Origin of the sequence: Coprococcus sp. AF21-14LB, assembly GCF_003458885.1 — a bacterium.
Lineage (GTDB): Bacteria > Bacillota > Clostridia > Lachnospirales > Lachnospiraceae > UBA9414.
Window position 1 is genome coordinate 12,669 of sequence record NZ_QRVX01000030.1, and the last position, 18,319, is coordinate 30,987.

The following is an 18,319-nucleotide window of genomic DNA, read 5'->3' on the forward strand; positions in this document are numbered from 1 at the left end:
AAAAAATGGGAAACGCATCCGGGAGAAGACAGAGACAGGAAGTAAAAGACGGACTTGCTAATGCCAGAAGGATGGAGACAAAAGAAGAGGAAAAAAAAGCACAGAAACAAAAGAGAGCGGAAGCATATGAAGCTATGTAAAAGAAAAAACACCGGTGCATAACGTATATACCAATATGATAAAAGCATTTATTACAGGAGGAAGTATTTGTGTAATCGGACAAGGGATTTTTAACTATTGTCAGTCACTCGGAATGAATCAGGAGATTTGTGGAGCGTGGACATCACTTCTTCTTATTTTGCTTAGCGTATTACTGACAGGAGTGGGGCTTTATCCCAGAATCGGGAAATGGGGCGGTGCAGGAGCTCTTGTTCCGATTACCGGATTTGCTAATTCTGTAGCGGCGCCGGCAATTGAATATAAGAAGGAAGGACAGGTCTTCGGTGTGGGCTGTAAAATATTTACGATTGCAGGCCCAGTTATCTTGTATGGAATACTGACATCGTGGATGCTTGGCCTGCTCTATTATCTTCTGGGAAGAATGGGGGTAAATTTCTGATGATCAAAGGAAGCCAGAGTATTTCATTTGAACAGGCGCCGTATCTTATTACGGCAGCTTCAGTTGTAGGAGAAAAAGAAGGAGCGGGACCTTTAGGATCGCTATTTGATTTTGTAGATAATGAAAATCTTTTCGGGGAAGATACATGGGAGGCGGCAGAAAGCCGGATGCAGAATAAGGCGTGTGCGATTGCTCTTGGGAAAGCCGGACTTGGTCCGGAGCAGATTCGCTATCTGTTTGGCGGGGACTTGCTCCGACAGGGAATTGCCACATCTCTTGGGGTGGAAGCATTTCAAATTCCAATGTTCGGACTCTATGGAGCCTGCTCTACTTCCGGAGAAGCGTTGGCGCTGGCCTCTATGAGCGTAGCTGCCGGTTACGGAGATTATATGCTTGCGGTTACTTCAAGCCATTTCGGAAGTGCAGAAAAGGAGTTTCGTTTTCCGCTTGGATATGCGAATCAAAGACCGCTCTCGGCTTCCTGGACTGTGACCGGAAGCGGGGCTTTTATCGTGGGAACTGCACCGAGCAGCGTTCGGATTGCCGGAGTGACCATCGGAAAAATTGTTGATTATGGTTTGAAAGATTCTCAAAATATGGGAGCGTGCATGGCGCCGGCAGCCTGTGATACGATCTTGAAACATTTCGAAGACTTTGGACGCCGGGCAGAAGATTATGACAGGATTATTACCGGAGATCTGGGCTATGTGGGACAAAGTATTCTGTTTGATCTTATGAGAAAACGGGGAAACGATATTAAGAGTAATCATAACGACTGCGGAATGATGATTTTCGATCAACAGATGCAGGATACCCATTCCGGAGGAAGCGGATGCGGATGTGCGGCAACAACATTGGCAGCATGTATTTTGCCAAAGCTTGTAAGCGGTGAGTGGAAGCGGGTACTCTTTGTGCCGACAGGAGCACTCATGTCCACTGTCAGCTATAATGAAGGAGAGAGTGTTCCAGGAATTGCACACGGGATTGTACTGGAACATGCAGAAATCTAAAAATAGCAGGAGGAACTTATGGATTATATAAATGCATTCTGGGTAGGAGGTCTGATCTGTGCAATCGTACAGATTCTTCTGGACCGGACAAAGCTGATGCCGGGAAGAGTCATGGTGCTGCTCGTATGCAGCGGTGCAGTGCTTGGATGCCTTCAGATTTACGAACCATTTCTGAAGTATGCGGGAGCAGGCGCGAGTGTTCCGCTGCTTGGATTTGGAAATGTACTCTGGAAAGGAGTAAAAGAAGGAGTAGACAATAACGGATTTATCGGACTCTTTATGGGAGGATTTCAAGCGAGTGCAGTGGGAATTTCGGCTGCTTTGATTTTCGGATATCTGGCATCATTAATCTTTGAGCCGAAAATGAAAAAATAAGATGAGAAATGTTTGAAAGCAGAGCAGTCAATCCGAGAGGGAGAGGAATTGCCTCTCCCCATCGGAATGGTATGCTAATTTTTGGTTAAATGTGAGACATCCATCGGATAATTTCCATCAAAACATGCCTTGCATATTTGAAGGTTCCCAACCATGGACTGAAGGTCTTCGATTTTCATATAACCGAGGGAATCAGCGTCAATCAGCTGACAGATTTCTTCAGTTGTATGCTGATGTGCGATCAACTGTTTGTTGGACGGAACATCAGTTCCGAAATAGCATGGATAGAGAAACGGCGGCGAACTGATGCGTACATGGACTTCAAGAGCGCCAGCCTGTTTCAGCATCCGAATTAGGTTGGCAATCGTAGTTCCGCGCACGATGGAGTCATCTACAAGGATGAGGCGTTTCCCCTTAACAACAGATGCCAGAACATTTAGTTTAATTTTTACGCTGTCTTCTCGTTCTTGCTGGCTTGGTTTAATGAAAGTCCTGCCTACATAGCTGTTTTTATAAAAGGCAATTCCAAATGGAATTCCGGATTCTTCTGAGTAGCCTTTTGCAGCGGTAATGCCAGATTCCGGAACACCAACTACAAGATCAGCGTCTACAGGATAAGATTTAGCAAGGGCGCGTCCTCCCTGGATTCTGGCATCATAGACATTGATTCCATCAATACAGCTGTCTAGTCGTGCAAAATAAATATATTCAAAAATACAGCGAGCGTGTTTTGTCTGACAAAGTGTTAGGTCGGAGGTAATACCATCAGCAGTAATAGAAACCATTTCTCCCGGTTTAATATCGCGGATCAGTTCAGCACCGACAGAAGTTAGTGCACAGCTTTCAGAGGCAAGAATATAAGCATCATCTCTTTTGCCAAGACAAAGTGGTTTGAGCCCGAGAGGATCACGAATCCCTATGAGCTTTTGAGGACTCATAATAATTAATGCAAATCCACCTTGAATGTTTTGTGCAGTCTGAAGAACTGCATCTTCTACAGAATGAGTGTGAATTCGTTCTCGGGCAATGGAATATGCGATAACTTCAGAATCAATTGTCGTCTGGAAAATAGCACCTGTCATTTCCTGTTGGTGCCGCATTTCTTCTGCATTAATTAAATTGCCGTTGTGAACAAGAGCCAATGCTCCTTTTATATAATTCAGAACAAGAGGTTGTGCATTTTCTACGGTGGTCGCTCCGGCAGTAGAGTAGCGCACATGTCCTACACCAATATTTCCCGGAAGCGCGTGGAGTGTATCCGGATGAAACACTTCATTGACAAGTCCGAGTCCTTTGTGGGAAAGGATATTTCGTTTTGGTCCATCCGTATGAGTAACTGCGATACCGCAGGATTCCTGTCCGCGGTGCTGAAGTGCAGATAATCCGTAATAAATAGAAGATGCAACATTGTGTCCGGAAGGATCGTAGATGCCAAAAACTCCGCATTCTTCGTGAAGCCCACTGTCATAACAGTTCTTTTGATTCATAAGTATCAGTCCTTTTCCTGAAATTTATTTGAATTTTTTACGATAGAATTATCCCAGACATGTCTGGAAAAGTCAATGTATAATAAGACTAAAATAGTGTCTGCGTCAAGGCAAATAATGTTAAATCTATGTAAAATTAAAGTTAATTCTTGTCATTCGGGAAAGATAATGCTATTTTAAATAAGGAAAAATAAAATAACAAAGAGAAAAAGGGAATTTACAGGAGGAAGAAATGAACTATGTAAATATCATTGTGCCATTTGTAGGCGGACTTGGTATGTTCATCTATGGAATGCAGATTATGGCACAGGGGCTTGAAAATGCAGCAGGAAACAAAATGAAGACGCTGCTTGAGATTTTAACGAAAAATAAGCTCCTCGGAGTAATTTTAGGTGCATCTATTACCGCTGTGATTCAGAGTTCTTCAGCAACAACGGTCATGGTAGTTGGTTTTGTAAATGCAGGAATTATGAATCTGACACAGGCGATGGGCGTGATCATGGGTGCCAACATTGGTACAACTGTAACCGGATGGCTTGTCTCCAGTGTGGAGTGGGCGAAGTTTTTAAGTCCGTCAACGCTGGCGCCGATTGCGATTATGATCGGTGTAATTGTCATGCTGACAGGAAAACGCTATGCGACAAAAGAGATTTCCAATATTATCATTGGATTTGGTCTGTTATTTGTCGGTATTTCCACAATGTCTTCAGCAGTAGAGCCGCTTCAGGATTCCGCAGTATTCAGAAGTGTGTTTACAACACTTGGAGCAAATCCGTTCCTCGGAATTCTTGCAGGTACGGGAGTAACGGCGATTATCCAAAGTTCCTCAGCATCTGTTGGTATTCTGCAAAGTCTTGCAGCAGCAGGTCTTGTACCATTTAACGCAGCCATTTATATTATCATGGGACAGAATATCGGTACTTGTGTGACAGCGCTTCTGTCATCCATCGGAGCAAAGAGAAATGCAAAGACAGCAGCATTTATGCATTTACTGTTTAACGTAATCGGTACAGTACTCTTTAGCGTGGGAGCGATCGTATTCTTCCAGGTAATTAATCCGGCGGCAGGAATGGGACAGATTACACAGACAGAAATTTCACTTGTTCATACAATCTTTAACATTGGAACAACAGTACTTCTCTTCCCGGCATCTGGTCTGATTATTAAGCTTGCAAAGAAAATCAGCAGAGTGGAAGAAAGCGAAAATACAGAAGAACAGGTACTTCTGGATGATCGTATGCTTGAGACACCGGGAATCGCGCTTCAGTCTGCAGAAAAAGAACTGATCCGTATGGGACATATTGTTGCAGATTCTCTGGAAAAAGCGAAAACAGTTATGTTTACACTTGATCGGGATGCGATCCGCGAGATTTGTGAAGAAGAAGATGTGGTTGATAAGATGAGCGCCCAGATTACATCTTATGCAGTGAAACTCAGCGCTCTGGCAGTCAGCGAGAAGGAACATCAGGAAGTAACACATATGCTTCAGGTGCTGTCTGATATTGAGCGTATCAGTGACTACTGCGAAAATATCTCTGAATTTGCAGAATCATTGATCGGAGGCAAAGCCCAGTTTACTGATGACGGCAAAGAAGAGCTGACAGAGATGATTGAAGTTTGTACAAACAGTTACTTCTATGCGTTGGAGGCTTATGAGACAAGAAGCCGTGAGAAAGCGCTTCTTGTTATAGAAGAAGAGACAAAGGCAGATGCTTTGGAAATTTCTATGAGAGCATCTCATATCAAGCGTCTGACAAAAAATCAGTGCACGACAGAAGCAGGTATCGTATACTTGGATGCGCTTGTATGTCTGGAACGTATTTCTGACCATGCAAGAAATATTGCAGAAGAAGTGCTTGAAAAAGCAGAATAAAGAATCATCAAATCAATCTAAAGAGAACAGCGTTCTGAAAAAAAGGACTGCTGTTCTCTTTTTGTGCGGTAAAGACAGTGAAAAACAGGAAGTATTCAAAGTTAATAAAAACTTAAAGATTTTGTAGTATCTTTTTTGGCAGTTTTCTAGTATGATAAATTCAAGTGTACTATTGCTTGTAGTACGGTGTTGAAGGAAGGAGTAACGCATGTGAAGAAAGTAATAGAAGTAAAGCAGCTGTATAAGCTGTACCGTGTTGGCGACAGTATTGTCAGAGCGCTGAACGGTGTTGACTTTGAGATATATGAAGGCGAATTCTGTGCGATTGTAGGAACATCCGGTTCCGGTAAATCTACGCTTCTGAATATGCTTGCAGGACTGGAGCGGCCAACGAAAGGTGAGGTCATCATCAGTGATCAGCATATCGAAAAGCTGAATGAAGATCAGCTTGTAAAATTCAGACGAGATCATGTGGGATTTATTTTCCAGTCGTTTCATTTGCTGGGAACAATGAATGCCACAGAGAACGTAGCGCTTCCGCTGAGCTTTCAGGGGGTTCCGAAAGCGGTGCGGATGAAGAAGGCAGATCAGATGCTGGATCTTGTAAATCTAAAAAAGCATAAGAAGCATTATCCGTCACAGATGTCAGGAGGACAGCAGCAGCGCGTAGGTGTGGCGAGGGCTCTTGTTGTAAATCCGAAGATTATATTTGCAGACGAGCCTACTGGGAATCTGGATTCTCATACTTCAGAAGAAGTTATGACGCTGATGCAGCAGGTTGTGCGCAAGCAGAAGAAGACGCTTGTTATGGTTACCCATGATAACCATCTGGCTTCTTATGCAGACAGGATTTTTCATATTATTGACGGTAAAATCGTTAAAATAGAAGACAACAGGAAAGAGAGTGAGGAAGATCATCATGAAGAGAAGTAAGAAATTTTTAGCAATGTTGCTGTGTCTGGGAATGGTAGGCACAGCGTTTCAGCCGGGAGAGGCACTGGCAGCAGACACAGTATCACAGAAGGTGGAAGAGACAAAGTCATCTGTAAGCTCCAAGATACCAACATTAAAGCTGTCCTTTGGAGAAGGTCAGGAGAGGCCGGTGTATGAAGCCGGAACAGAAGGGACACTGGAGATTAAGGTTAAGAACAATTCGGATAAAAATATTAAAAATGTTGTTGTAGTGCCGAAGAATGAGAAGAAATGGCCGTTTGATACCGGCAACATGAACAGTACAGTACAGCTTGAAGATATTGCGGCAGGAGAGGAAAAACCGCTTACATATGCAGTGAAAGTTCCGGACGATACACAGGCAGGAAAGTATGAGCTGAAATTTACGATTACTTATGAAGATGAAGAAGGAACGGCTTATACCGCTTCTCCGAATGTGTTTATCCGAATCAATGCAAAGGCACAGCCGGAACCACAGCCGCAGCCAGAACCGCAGCCACAGCCGGAACCGCCGACAGACTCAGGACAGGGCGATATGGGAGGAATCGATATCGGAGGCGGTATCAGCAACGGTGATGTATCCGGAGGAGAAGGTTCAGCTTCCGTGCCGCGTGTCATTGTGACAGGATTTTCTACAGAACCGGCAGTTGTAAAAGCCGGAACAGACTTTAAGCTGATCATTCATTTGAAGAATACCTCAAAGGAAACAGGAGTACAGAACCTACTGTTTGATCTGCAGGCGCCGACAGAAGGACAGGATGCAAATACAGCATCACCGGCATTTCTTCCGGCATCAGGCTCCAACTCAATCTACCTGGATAAGATAAAAGCGAATGGAGAAAGCGATATTTCTATCGTACTGAATGCAAAGTCAGATCTGGTGCAGAAACCATACAGCATCAATATCGGTATGAAGTATGAGAATAGCGATGCAGCGCAGTTTGAATCAACAGCCAGCGTATCGATTCCGATTAAGCAGGATGCGAGATTTGAATTCAGTGAGTTTGAGATGACATCTGATTCCATTGAGGTTGGATCGGAAGCCAATGTGATGTGCAATCTGTACAATCTTGGACGTACAAAATTATATAATGTGAAAGTTAATTTTGCCGGAGAGGGCATCGAAGCACAGGAACAGTTCCTCGGCAATGTGGAACCGGGTGCGACTGCCTCTGTAGATGCGATGCTGACAGGTGTTCAGGCTACAACAGGAGACGGAACTGTTAAAATGATTATGTCATATGAAGACGAAGAGGGAACACCTGCAACATTTGAAAAGAACCTGACGATGTTCGTTACAGAGCCGATGATAGAGGATGTAGGGATGATGGAGATGCCGGAAGAACCGGAGGAAAAAGGATTCCCGGTAATCCCGTTTGTGATTGGCGGAGGAATTGTAATTGCAGTAGTAGCTGCGGTCATTATTGTAAAAAAGAAGAAAAAACGCAGAATGGAAGATGAGGAGGCCGGATTAGTAGATGAGTTTGATAGACTTACTGAGGATGAGCAGTAGTAATTTAAAGCGAAGAAAGCTGAGAACTTTTCTGACTGTTCTGGGGGTAGTCATAGGAACAGCATCTATTGTTGTAATGGTATCACTTGGACTTGGAATGCAGGAAGCCATGTATAAACAGATTGAGGAGTACGGCGGTCTGACAACAATTACTGTATACAGTATGGATGGCGGCATGGGCATGTATTATAGTGATAGCAACAACGGGCAGCAAAATGATGATGAGAAGAAATATCTAAACGATGATGCAAGAAAAGAATTTGAGATGCTTGAGCATGTGAATGGGGTAGAACCGGTGCTGACTGCAGAGGCCATGCTGCTGAAAGGAAAATACCAGGGATGGATTACACTGACAGGGATGACACCGTCTGCGCTTCAGAATGCGAAGATAAAAATGACACCGGAAAGCCGTTTTCCGGATAGCGGAACAGGGGAACTTCAGCTTCTGTTTGGAAATGGAATTCTTACTAATATGTATACAAAGAACGGCGGAAGTGGATATTATGAGACAGGAGAATTGCCGAACATTGATCTGCTGAAAGATTCTATGTTTTTGATTTTGGATACAGAGGCTTATTATTCTTCGATGGGAAGTACGAACATTCCTGGGGGAGACGGCAGTCAGCAGGAGATCAAACCGCCTAAGAAACATGTAATAAAGGGATGCGGCCTTGTGGAAGGCGGACCGGAAGAGTACAATCAGCATTTTTATAATGTATACTGCGATCTGGATACATTAAAAACAGTACTTCAGAAAGAGTTCCGGGGGCGGGCGATTCCGGGACAGCCGTTGAATCAGGCAGGAAAGCCATTTAAAGAATTAATGTATTCTGAAATTCGTGTAGAAGTAGATGACATGGAACATGTCAAAGAAGTTTCAGACATTATCCGCAGTATGGGATATAATGCCAACAGCAATGTGGAAGCTTTAGAAAGCACGAAACAGCAGTTTGCAATTGTGCAGGCAGTTCTCGGAGGAATCGGGGCAGTATCGCTCCTCGTAGCGGCAATTGGAATTGCCAATACAATGATGATGTCCATTTATGAACGTACGAAAGAAATTGGAATCATTAAAGTACTTGGCTGCAGTCTGAAGAATATCCGGCAGATGTTCTTGATGGAAGCGGCATTTATCGGGTTGCTTGGAGGAACTATTGGAAATATTTTAAGCTTTTTGATGTCGTTCGCAATCAATAAAGTGGTAAGCGGCGAGATGATCATGGGAGTGGAAGCAAATATTTCCTATATTCACTGTGGCTTGTATTGGCGTCACTTGGATTTGCTGCGATGGTTGGGATTCTGGCAGGATATTTTCCGGCACGAAGAGCGATGAAGCTCAGTGCGTTGGAAGCAATCCGGAATAATTAATCAGATAGAAATCAGATTTGTAGGAAAAGCAGGGAGATACCTGCTTTTCTTTTTGGACTGATTGTTATATAATGCAGTAAATGACGAGAAATCAGGAGGAAAAAAGATGTTCCGTTTGTGGGGAAAAGAAATAAAAGACAATCGAATGGTTCGGGATACAACAGTTTGTATTGAATCTGATGATACACGCACACATAAAGTATTTCAGGCTTTAGAGGAAATCTGTTATGAATTTGATCTGAGTAAGCCAATCTGGCTGGATGCGACTATTGAAGAATTCAGGCGTCATGACAAGGCCAGATTCTATCAGGATAATTTTATTGATACGATTGAGTTTGATTATCTGGAAATCCATGTGATTGAAGAGTAGAAAAGAGGGTAACAATGGAGAAAAAAATTACCGATAGACCTGGATTGATTCATATTTATTGCGGAGACGGAAAAGGAAAGACAACAGCAGCAGTAGGGCAGGCGGTGCGCGCGGCAGGTTATGGATATCGAGTGCTGGTGTATCAGTTTATGAAAAATAATATGTCCAGTGAGCGAAAGATTCTGGAACAGCTTGAGCAAGTAACATGTGTTTCCGGACCGGAACAGGTAAAATTCAGTTTTCAGATGACAGAAGAGGAAAAACTAATTTGTCTGAAAGAAAATGAAGAAAAACTTTGCGAGATTGAAAAGATGATAAAGGAAGTACATTACGACCTGGTATTTCTGGATGAAGCGATTTATGCAGTTCGGGCAGGAATTCTGGGAGAAGAAAAACTGCTTTCTTTTATGAGCGAAAAGCCGGAAGAGACAGAACTTGTGCTAACCGGAAATGCGCCGACAGAGCAGATGGTTGCATTGGCAGATTATGTAACAGAACTGAAGAAGATCAAACATCCGTTTGACCGTGGACAAACGGCGAGAGACGGAATTGAGCGTTAAGGTAATTTAAAGATTTCTTAAAAAAGTGTGAAGTATATGACAGTATCTGCCGGATGTGCTATAATGAAAATACTAATCAGAGAATACATTTTGGGAGGAGATACCAATGGAAGCAGCACTTAAAAACTATGACGATGTAGATAGTTGGAAAACAGTGATCTTCCTCTATAATGCAGCTTTAAAAGAAGTTGGAACGAAGCTTGAGATTCTTAACGACGAATTTCAGCATGTACACCGATACAATCCGATTGAACATATTAAGACGAGAATTAAGACGGCAGAAAGTATTGTTAAGAAGCTGAAGAGAAACGGACACGAGACATCCATTGAGAATATGGTTCGCTATGTCAATGATATTGCAGGAGTACGTCTGATCTGCTCTTTCACATCGGATATTTACCGCTTAGCGGAGATGATAGGAAACCAGAGTGACTTGAAAGTTTTGTCGGTAAAGGACTATATTAAGAATCCAAAAGAGAGCGGCTATAAGAGTTATCATATGCTTGTTGCGGTTCCGATCTATTTATCAGACAGTGTAGTAGATACGAAGGTAGAGATACAGATTCGTACCATTGCAATGGATTTCTGGGCAAGTCTGGAACATAAGATTTATTATAAGTTTGAAGGAAATGCACCGGAATATATCAGCAGAGATTTAAAGGAATGTGCGGAGATGGTTTCAGCATTAGACGAGAGGATGCTTTCGCTGAATGAAGCAATTCAGGAATGCCTTGATCAACAGAAGGATTTTGATGAACCAGATGATCCAGAAGAAGCGGAAGAACGCATGATGCTCCGGAAAGAAATTTCTCTGGAGTAATGAAGCGTAAAGAATGTGCCGAAATAATACGCAGAATACAGTTATAGAAGAAGAAAAATTGCAGAATAGCAGACAGACTGATGTAGAAATCATCGGTCTGTTTTTGCATATCATAAAAGAGAAATGAAGCGGGTTGATATGCCAGATAAAATCTTTCAAAAAGAGTATTAGATTCTTGAAAAATGAGTTGTCAACAATATACAAAGGTGCTAGAATGTAGTCTATGAGTACATTAGGAGGAAGTTAGGAATGGAGAAACTAAAAAACAAAAAAATGGTCATTCGTGTCGCATGGGCAACGCTTGGAAGCCTTCTTTTTGCAACCGGTGTTAATATTATTATTTTACCGCTGCATCTGTACAATGGTACATTTCTTGGTATCGCGCAGTTGATCAGAACCTTTCTGGTAGATTATCTGAAAATTGCAGCGCTTGGGGGAATTAACCTGGATGGTATTATTTTCTGGCTGTTGAACGTACCGTTGTTTTATATGGCATGGAAGGTGCTTGGCAGAAGCTTTTTTTATCTGTCTATCTACACAACAACAATTGAGACATTGTTTATGACATTTATCCCGATTCCGAATACACCGATTATTGAGGATTATCTGACAGCATGTATTATCGGAGGTCTTGTTGCCGGAGTCGGTACCGGACTGATTCTGCGGGGCGGAAGTTCAGGCGGTGGACAGGATACACTTGGAATGGTATGTGCAAAGAAATACCCATCTTTCAGTGTAGGAAAAGTCAGCATTATTATGAACATTTTTGTTTATGGAATCTGTCTTATGGTATTTGACATTGAAATTACAGTTTACTCCCTTATCTATGCAACAGTTATGGCAATGACTTGTGACCGGGTGCATGTTCAGAATATCAGTTTGAGCGTTATGATCTTCACAAAGAAAGATGGCGTAGAGCAGGCTGTTATGCAGGAAATGCGAAGAGGTGTAACAGAGTGGGAAGGAAAAGGTTCTTATACAAAAGAAGAATCGAAAGTATTTGTTGTGATGATTTCAAAATATGAACAGAATGAAATCACAAGAATTGTACATGATATTGATCCGAATGCATTTATGATCTTCACAGAAGGGGCGAAGGCAGTCGGTAACTTTGAAAAGAGACTATCATAGTGTTTTGACAGCATTTGATCTCTCCAACTGTAGATATATGGTTGGGGAGATTTTTTTGTGATTAAAAAGAGGTTATAAAAATTACTATAAGAGTATGGCGCCAGACTAAAAATAAAGTTATTAAATAGTCTGACGCCATGATTAAAATAATCATTTGAGCAAGAGTTCGTTTCTAACTCTTTTACTGCTTCTGATATTGAATATGTTTTACTCGTGATCCATCCATTGTAAGTGTATTATTTTCTGGTTTTACATACATAACTAAATTAGCATCCATTTTATATGCAATCTCGCCAGATAAAGTGGTATAAAGAATTGCTTTTCCATAACGAAGCATATGAATCTCACAAGTAGTATTTGTTTTTACCAGTGTTATATGCGAGTCGGTTTCAGCGTTATAGTAACTTCCTTCTTGGAAAAGGGATGGATTTGCCGGGGTAGCAGAAAATAGTTTTATTACACGGCTTGGAAGTCTGTATAGAATTCCGTCTTCTGTGAAATAGATTTTTTCATCTAACGTTCCTACTCGATAGCCGCCATCTTCTTCTTTGACCAGTTCTGTGTAACACCATTCTCTTTTCATAAAAAATTTATTGTCTTGTAGAAAAATATTAACAAAAACAGGATCATCAGGCAAAGCTGTCAAGAATAAACCACTATAAGCAGAGATTGTAGTATGTTCAGGAATAAGAGGTTCCGTACAATCAGGCAGTCCAAGAACAATGCAGGCAGCTTTATCAGCCAATTTGGCCATTGGATAAGTGGTCGTATTGCTGATAAGGATAACTTCCAATTCTTCCTGAGGAATACAGATAATTTGTCCGCGATATGCAGCATCTGCGCCACCGTGACCAAATACATCCATTCCGTGAAGTTTATGTGTCATTAATCCGCCGCAGTATTCAGCAGGATTACCATTGTTGAGAATTGCTGGCTTTTTCATCAATTCAATAATTTCCGGGTCGATTATATTTGGATGAATATATTCATCTAATACTTTACAAAGATCGGAAGCGCATGTATTAACGGATGTAGGTCCATATAATGCATAATTTAACGGGTTATAGTAGAAGTTACCATCTCCGTCGTCTTGATAAGAATATACAAGATTTGGAACGATTTGTGTAAAACTTTCACGAACGAAAGAGTGTGTCATTCCGAGAGGAATGAAAATACGTTCTTTTACAAATTGCGGAAAACTCATGCCGGATAACTTTTCGACAATTAAAGCAAGCAAATGAAATCCCGTGTTACTATACAAATATTGTGACTGCGGATCAAAGTTTAGGTTTTTCTGAAGACGTACAGTAGTATTGATATCGTTCATTGTAATCTGATCATTGATTGTAATACCACGTAAAAATAGGAGTTCCCACTGGTCACGCAATCCACTAACATTGTTCATCATCTGACGTACTGTAATCGGTGTTTCAATATTAATATATTCATCAAGGTATTTTCTAATATCATCGTCTAAATCAAGTTTACCATCTTTCCAGAGAAGAAGAATGGCCATAACAGTAAATTCTTTTGAAATAGATGCAACGTGAAAAATACTATTTGTATGTATTTTTAGTTCATTTTCGATATTTCCGTATCCGAAGCATTTTTCATAAAGTGTTTCGCCATGTTGACGAATTAGTACCTGAGCACCAGGACATAAACCACGATTCCACATGCAAAAAAGTTGATCTAATTGTTTTGTCATATCTGAATTCATTGTAAAAGTACTCCTTCCCGTGAATTAATTTTTTAGTATTTTTTCAAATGCCTGAAGCCAGTTTTCGCCTGCGAGCAAAGAAATACGCTCGTCGGAATAATTATGATTTTTTAAATCCTGCAGAAAGCCAGGAATATCTTTGTGTCCGCCGGAAAGAATATCAAATGGATATTCAGGCATTTTTGAAAGATCTCCGGCAGAACTGCTTTTAAGGAAAATGTCGCAGAAATCAAAGCCGAGTCCTACATGCTGTTCCCCCATGACGCTAAACATATGATCTAAGTGTGAAATCATCTGTTTTCGGTCAGGGGTACTGCCAGGATCAGCATTGATGATGCTGCACCCATTTAAGCCGACAACTCCGCCGCGTTTGGCAATTTCTTTTAAGTGAGAATCTTTCAGATTTCTATTATTATGAGCAATTGCACGTGCATTTGAATGAGATGCAATTACAGGGCATGATGTAATTGATAATATATCATCAACACCTTCATCACTTAAATGACTGAGATCGATAATCATATTTAAAGATTCTGCTTCTTTCACAAGATCTATTCCGAAACTGGTCAGTCCGCCTTTTTTTAGAGTGCCTGTAAAATCGCAACCGTCAGCTGCCATATTTCGTCTGCTCCATGTGAGTCCGAGACCTCTTACACCTGCGGCATAAAATGTGTGCAGCATCAGGCAGGAAGAAATCGGTTCTGAGCCTTCAAAAGAGAGAAGGATTCCAACTTTATTAGTGGAAGCAGCTTTTCTAAAATCTTCCGCACTTGTACAGAGCATGAGAAGATCTGGGCTTTCATTAATTTCACAATGAAGAGCAGCAATCTGTTCCATTGCTATGGAAAGACCGCCATAAGGGAGATACTGACTGTCCACAAAAAGAGAAGCAACAACTCCAGTGACATTCCCTTTTTTGAAAGAAGGATAATATAATCTTTCAATGACATTATGTTCTCCGTTTTTTCGGCGTACAGCTACATCACTTAGCAAATCAAAATGTCCATCTATAATATATTTCATAATTGTAGGTTCCTTAATAAATTAATTGAGAGAAATAAACGATCATAATCGCTTCTTCATCTGATGTATTTAAATAGTTGTGTAAACTGTTTTTAGGAATATAAAAACAATCTCCTTCATGAATAGTATAAGTACTGTCATCCATACGAAGTTCTAACTCTCCTTTTAGGAGCAGGAGACTCTCGTCATAATTACCATGTGAAATCATACGTTCAGTAACCCAGGTGTTTGGATTTAGTCTTACTATCAATCCGGTCATTTGTGCTTCTTGCCCATCTGGAAGTGCAGAAGGTGTAAAAATAGAATAAGAAACATCAATTTCAGGAATTCTCATTGGTATTCTATTTTCTTTTCGAATTAAGTAAGTTTCTTTTGAAGAATCCTCGCTATTAGATGATTGGAAGTTGGATTCAGTGTCACCCATGATAAGCCATACTTCTGAGCAGTCTAGGCAGGCAGCGATTTTTCTAAGTGCTGTTAATGAAGGTGATTTTAAATCACGTTCAATTTGTGAGATATGCCCTATCGTATATCCGGTTGCCTCAGCTACTTCTTTGAGTGTTAGCCCTCTTTTTTTTCGCATCTCTCGAATTCGGTTTCCATACATATTCCCGCCTCCCCTTTCATGGTTCAAAATTTTAAATTAGCGGTTTTTAATTGCATTTTCAATACGGGAAAGTGCTTCCTGCAACTGAGCGCGTGGACAACCAATGTTTAATCTCATATAAGTGCTGCACTGAGCGCCAAAGCGATAACCAGGATTCATTTTTACCTTTGCTTTTTCTAAGAAAAACTGATTTAAGTCATCATTTTCTAAATTGAGTTTTGCGCAATCAAGCCATAATAAATAAGTACCTTCCGGTGACCAGATGCGGATTTCAGGAATATTTTCTTCGATATATTTCACTGTAAAATCTCTGTTAGCTTCAAGATATTGCAGCATTTCTTCAAGCCATTCTTCGCCTTTTGTATATGCAGCAGTAAGTGCAGTCATTCCGAAGATGTTATCACCCAAATCAAATGCATTGTAAGTTGCGTTATAAGCATTGAATAATTTCTTATTAGGAATGACAACATAAGATTGGCATAAACCGGCAACATTAAAAGTTTTGCTTGGTGCAAAAGCAGTAATTGTATGGTTCATTGCATATTCGGACACAGAGGCCATAGGTGTGTGGTGTTTTCCGCCGTACACAAAATCTGCATGAATTTCATCTGAGATGATATAAAGTTCATGACGTTCAGCGATTTCTGAAACTTTCAGAAGCTCTTCTTTTGTCCATACGCGACCGGCAGGATTGTGAGGGTTGCACATCATAATTGCTTTGCAGCGATTATCAATCTGCGCTTCTAAACGGTCGAAGTTGATAGAATAGCGTCCGTTTTCGTCACAGTCTAACTGATGATTAATGATGACACGTCCATTTTCTTCAATAGAAGAATAGAATGGATGGTAAACAGGGGTCATAATTACTACACGATCGCCAGGTGTTGTAAGAGATAAAAGACTCATAACGAGGGCAGGGACAACACCAGGGCTAAAACCTAACCATTCACTCTGGATATCCCAGTGATAGCGTCTGCTTACCCAGGATACGATAGCATCTTTTAATTCTTTACTGTGATGTGTATATCCATAAACCGGGTGATCTAAACGTTTCTGCATTGCTTCGCGAATCTCAGGAGCTGCCGCGAAATCCATGTCTGCAACCCACATTGGTAAAACGCCTTCAGGAATATTATATTCCCATTTATTACATGCTGTACCATGCCTATCGATTACTTCATCAAAATTATATTTTCCCATTTTTGTTATCCTCCTAATAGTATTATGATAAAAATTAAAATTAGTTCGATGTTCCGGCGAGACCGGTAATAGCGGAAATACCGCATTCTAATTCGTGCATATCGCTGCAAGTGATTTCCACTTCCGTACCGCTTAAACGTTTCATGTGCGGTATCTGTGCAACGGTGTCTGTCATTCCGGTTGATTTAAATTCAAATCCAAGAGTGATAGGAGTTGTTACTTCATATAAAGGAATAGATTTTAAATCAGAAGCAAGAACTTCTTTTACTGCTGAAATGGTTTCTTCTCTCAGGACTTTTTGTGGCGGAAATTTTGCCGCATAGCGGGATAAAGCTTCTTTTGTAGTGACAAATTTAACCCATGGCATCATTTCTTTTTCAATAAGTTGTTTGTAAAGACCGGAATCTCCGATGACAAGACCAACAGGAACTTTGTAGGAAGCAGCTAATGCTGCGTTTGTTGTGCTTTCGTTCATATATATTCCGTTGATTTTAAGACTGGAGACAACTTTTCCATAGAAACTGTGATCCATATTAGCAAAACCTTCCCCGGGACCTGCATGGTAACCTGCGAGAAAAACAACATCATAAGTTTCATCCAGACATGACATCATAAACTGTCTTCTTGGAGAACCACTAACTAAGCTGATACGTTCGTCCATTTGGCAAAGTTCATCATAAGAAAGATTTGTTCCATTTCCGTGAGAATCGGAAATAGTAATTTCTTCTACTTCATCATTTCTGGAAGAAGCCTGAATTCCCTCGATAATCCAACGCACCTGATTATGCAGAGCACGTCGAAAAGAAGGAACTTCTTCGCGTTCCTGAGATGGAGAGGTAATACCTGCCATTCCTTCCATGTCGATAGAAATATAGATTTTCAGGGCTTTCTTCATAGAATAATCCTCCTTGCAATTGTGTTGAGTTACTTATAGATAAAACAAAACAATAGTTGTAAAAATATTATAAAACAATAAAAAAAATATGTCAAGATATTGACATAATGTACAAAATGAATTATACTACGAGTAACAATTATACTGTGAGTAAAAAACACAGGCGAATTTCTTTTCGGAAAAGAACCAAAGAATGAATGAGAAGGAGGAAAGTGTATGAAAAAGAAAACATTAGCATTGTTTTTGGCGGCAACATTGATTGCTGGTAGTCTTGCGGGGTGCGGTGGTAAGAAAACAAATGAACCACAAAATGAACCTGCTAAGCAAGAAGAGGTTCAGAAAGAAGAACCGGAAGAAAGCGGAGAAAGATATTTGATTTGGAGACTATCTTCTGAGCCGAAACAGTGGGATCCAACAAATAACTCAGAATCTGTTTCGGATGGAATTGTAAAACAGTTATTTGAAGGACTTACAGTATCTACAGCTGATGGATTTAGACCGGGTATTGCAGAAAAATGGGATGTATCAGAAGACGGAAAGACATATACATTTCATTTGAGAAAAGATGCAAAGTGGTCTGACGGAAGTGGTGTTACAGCAAAAGATTTCGAATATTCATGGAGAAGAATGTGTGATCCGAATTTCGCTTCAGAAGCACTTCAGGCTATCACGGACTATGTTGTAGGTGGCCAGGAATACTTTGATGGAACAGGAAAATATGAAGATATCAAAGCAACGGCTATTGATGATTGTACCAAGCCGCTAGCGCGGCGGCTAGCCCCAGGTACGTGAATTTTCCACTTTTTTAACAAAAAAGTAGCAGTTTTTGAATATATGTTGTATTGTTGAGTTACCAC

16 protein-coding genes and 2 pseudogenes are annotated in these 18,319 nt (G+C 40.9%); 12 read left to right on the plus strand and 6 right to left on the minus strand.

The window, feature by feature from the left end:
- Window positions 1–71 precede the first annotated feature (71 nt).
- The 3 genes and pseudogenes from DWX73_RS08515 to spoVAE all read left to right on the plus strand — a co-directional run bounded on the left by DWX73_RS08515 (window position 72) and on the right by spoVAE (window position 1,944).
- A pseudogene (locus DWX73_RS08515) lies at window positions 72–559 on the plus strand (SpoVA/SpoVAEb family sporulation membrane protein).
- Complete coding sequence (locus DWX73_RS08520; RefSeq protein ID WP_118348394.1) at window positions 559–1,569, plus strand: stage V sporulation protein AD; 1,011 nt, start codon at window positions 559–561, stop codon at window positions 1,567–1,569. The pseudogene DWX73_RS08515 and the gene DWX73_RS08520 overlap by 1 nt, the downstream one beginning before the upstream one ends.
- 18 nt (window positions 1,570–1,587) lie before the next feature.
- Window positions 1,588–1,944, plus strand: coding sequence for a stage V sporulation protein AE (gene spoVAE / locus DWX73_RS08525; RefSeq protein ID WP_118348395.1), 357 nt, complete (start codon window positions 1,588–1,590; stop codon window positions 1,942–1,944).
- Between the two features lie 74 nt (window positions 1,945–2,018).
- Here spoVAE and purF read toward each other — a convergent pair whose 3' ends face one another.
- A complete protein-coding gene (gene purF / locus DWX73_RS08530; protein ID WP_118348396.1) occupies window positions 2,019–3,431 on the minus strand; it encodes an amidophosphoribosyltransferase in 1,413 nt (470 codons plus the stop codon).
- 232 nt (window positions 3,432–3,663) lie between these two features.
- Here purF and DWX73_RS08535 point away from each other — a divergent pair, with 232 nt between their 5' ends.
- From DWX73_RS08535 to DWX73_RS08570, 8 genes and pseudogenes are all read left to right on the plus strand, one after another.
- Window positions 3,664–5,304 carry a Na/Pi cotransporter family protein gene (locus DWX73_RS08535; protein ID WP_118348397.1) on the plus strand — a complete coding sequence of 547 codons (1,641 nt, stop codon included), beginning with the start codon at window positions 3,664–3,666 and terminating at the stop codon, window positions 5,302–5,304.
- A gap of 210 nt (window positions 5,305–5,514) precedes the next feature.
- Complete coding sequence (locus tag DWX73_RS08540) at window positions 5,515–6,237, plus strand: ABC transporter ATP-binding protein (RefSeq protein WP_118348398.1); 723 nt, start codon at window positions 5,515–5,517, stop codon at window positions 6,235–6,237.
- On the plus strand, window positions 6,224–7,768 hold the full coding sequence (locus DWX73_RS08545; RefSeq protein ID WP_118348399.1) for a COG1361 S-layer family protein: 1,545 nt from the start codon (window positions 6,224–6,226) through the stop codon (window positions 7,766–7,768). The genes DWX73_RS08540 and DWX73_RS08545 overlap by 14 nt, the downstream gene beginning before the upstream one ends.
- A pseudogene (locus DWX73_RS08550) lies at window positions 7,734–9,136 on the plus strand (ABC transporter permease). Before DWX73_RS08545 ends, DWX73_RS08550 begins: the two are co-directional and overlap by 35 nt.
- Before the next feature lie 106 nt (window positions 9,137–9,242).
- Window positions 9,243–9,506 (plus strand): hypothetical protein, encoded by a 264-nt coding sequence (locus tag DWX73_RS08555; protein WP_118348400.1) that lies wholly within the window; start codon window positions 9,243–9,245, stop codon window positions 9,504–9,506.
- 14 nt (window positions 9,507–9,520) lie between these two features.
- Window positions 9,521–10,066, plus strand: coding sequence for a cob(I)yrinic acid a,c-diamide adenosyltransferase (locus DWX73_RS08560; RefSeq protein WP_118348401.1), 546 nt, complete (start codon window positions 9,521–9,523; stop codon window positions 10,064–10,066).
- Window positions 10,067–10,172: 106 nt separating this feature from the next.
- A complete protein-coding gene (locus tag DWX73_RS08565) occupies window positions 10,173–10,886 on the plus strand; it encodes a GTP pyrophosphokinase (protein WP_118348402.1) in 714 nt (237 codons plus the stop codon).
- 249 nt (window positions 10,887–11,135) lie between these two features.
- Window positions 11,136–12,017 (plus strand): YitT family protein, encoded by an 882-nt coding sequence (locus DWX73_RS08570; RefSeq protein WP_118348403.1) that lies wholly within the window; start codon window positions 11,136–11,138, stop codon window positions 12,015–12,017.
- A 181-nt stretch (window positions 12,018–12,198) separates the two neighbouring features.
- On the opposite strand, the gene DWX73_RS08575 is transcribed toward DWX73_RS08570, so the two are convergent.
- From DWX73_RS08575 to DWX73_RS08595, 5 genes are read right to left on the minus strand one after another with little or no spacing between them, the layout of a single operon-like run.
- The gene (locus DWX73_RS08575) at window positions 12,199–13,737 is read right to left on the minus strand and encodes a serine hydrolase domain-containing protein (RefSeq protein ID WP_118348404.1); all 1,539 of its coding nucleotides are present in this window, start codon (window positions 13,735–13,737) and stop codon (window positions 12,199–12,201) included.
- 24 nt (window positions 13,738–13,761) lie between these two features.
- Window positions 13,762–14,760, minus strand: a complete 999-nt coding sequence (locus DWX73_RS08580; protein ID WP_118348405.1) for a dipeptidase — start codon at window positions 14,758–14,760, stop codon at window positions 13,762–13,764.
- Between the two features lie 13 nt (window positions 14,761–14,773).
- The gene (locus tag DWX73_RS08585; protein WP_118348406.1) at window positions 14,774–15,367 is read right to left on the minus strand and encodes a helix-turn-helix domain-containing protein; all 594 of its coding nucleotides are present in this window, start codon (window positions 15,365–15,367) and stop codon (window positions 14,774–14,776) included.
- A 36-nt stretch (window positions 15,368–15,403) separates the two neighbouring features.
- Window positions 15,404–16,567 carry a MalY/PatB family protein gene (locus DWX73_RS08590; protein ID WP_118348407.1) on the minus strand — a complete coding sequence of 388 codons (1,164 nt, stop codon included), beginning with the start codon at window positions 16,565–16,567 and terminating at the stop codon, window positions 15,404–15,406.
- A gap of 40 nt (window positions 16,568–16,607) precedes the next feature.
- Entirely contained in the window at window positions 16,608–17,462 is an 855-nt protein-coding gene (locus DWX73_RS08595; RefSeq protein WP_242996758.1) for a M55 family metallopeptidase, read from the minus strand.
- Between the two features lie 216 nt (window positions 17,463–17,678).
- On the opposite strand from DWX73_RS08595, the gene DWX73_RS08600 reads away from it, so the two are divergent.
- Window positions 17,679–18,254 carry a peptide ABC transporter substrate-binding protein gene (locus DWX73_RS08600; RefSeq protein WP_118348408.1) on the plus strand — a complete coding sequence of 192 codons (576 nt, stop codon included), beginning with the start codon at window positions 17,679–17,681 and terminating at the stop codon, window positions 18,252–18,254.
- The last annotated feature ends 65 nt before the right edge of the window (window positions 18,255–18,319 follow it).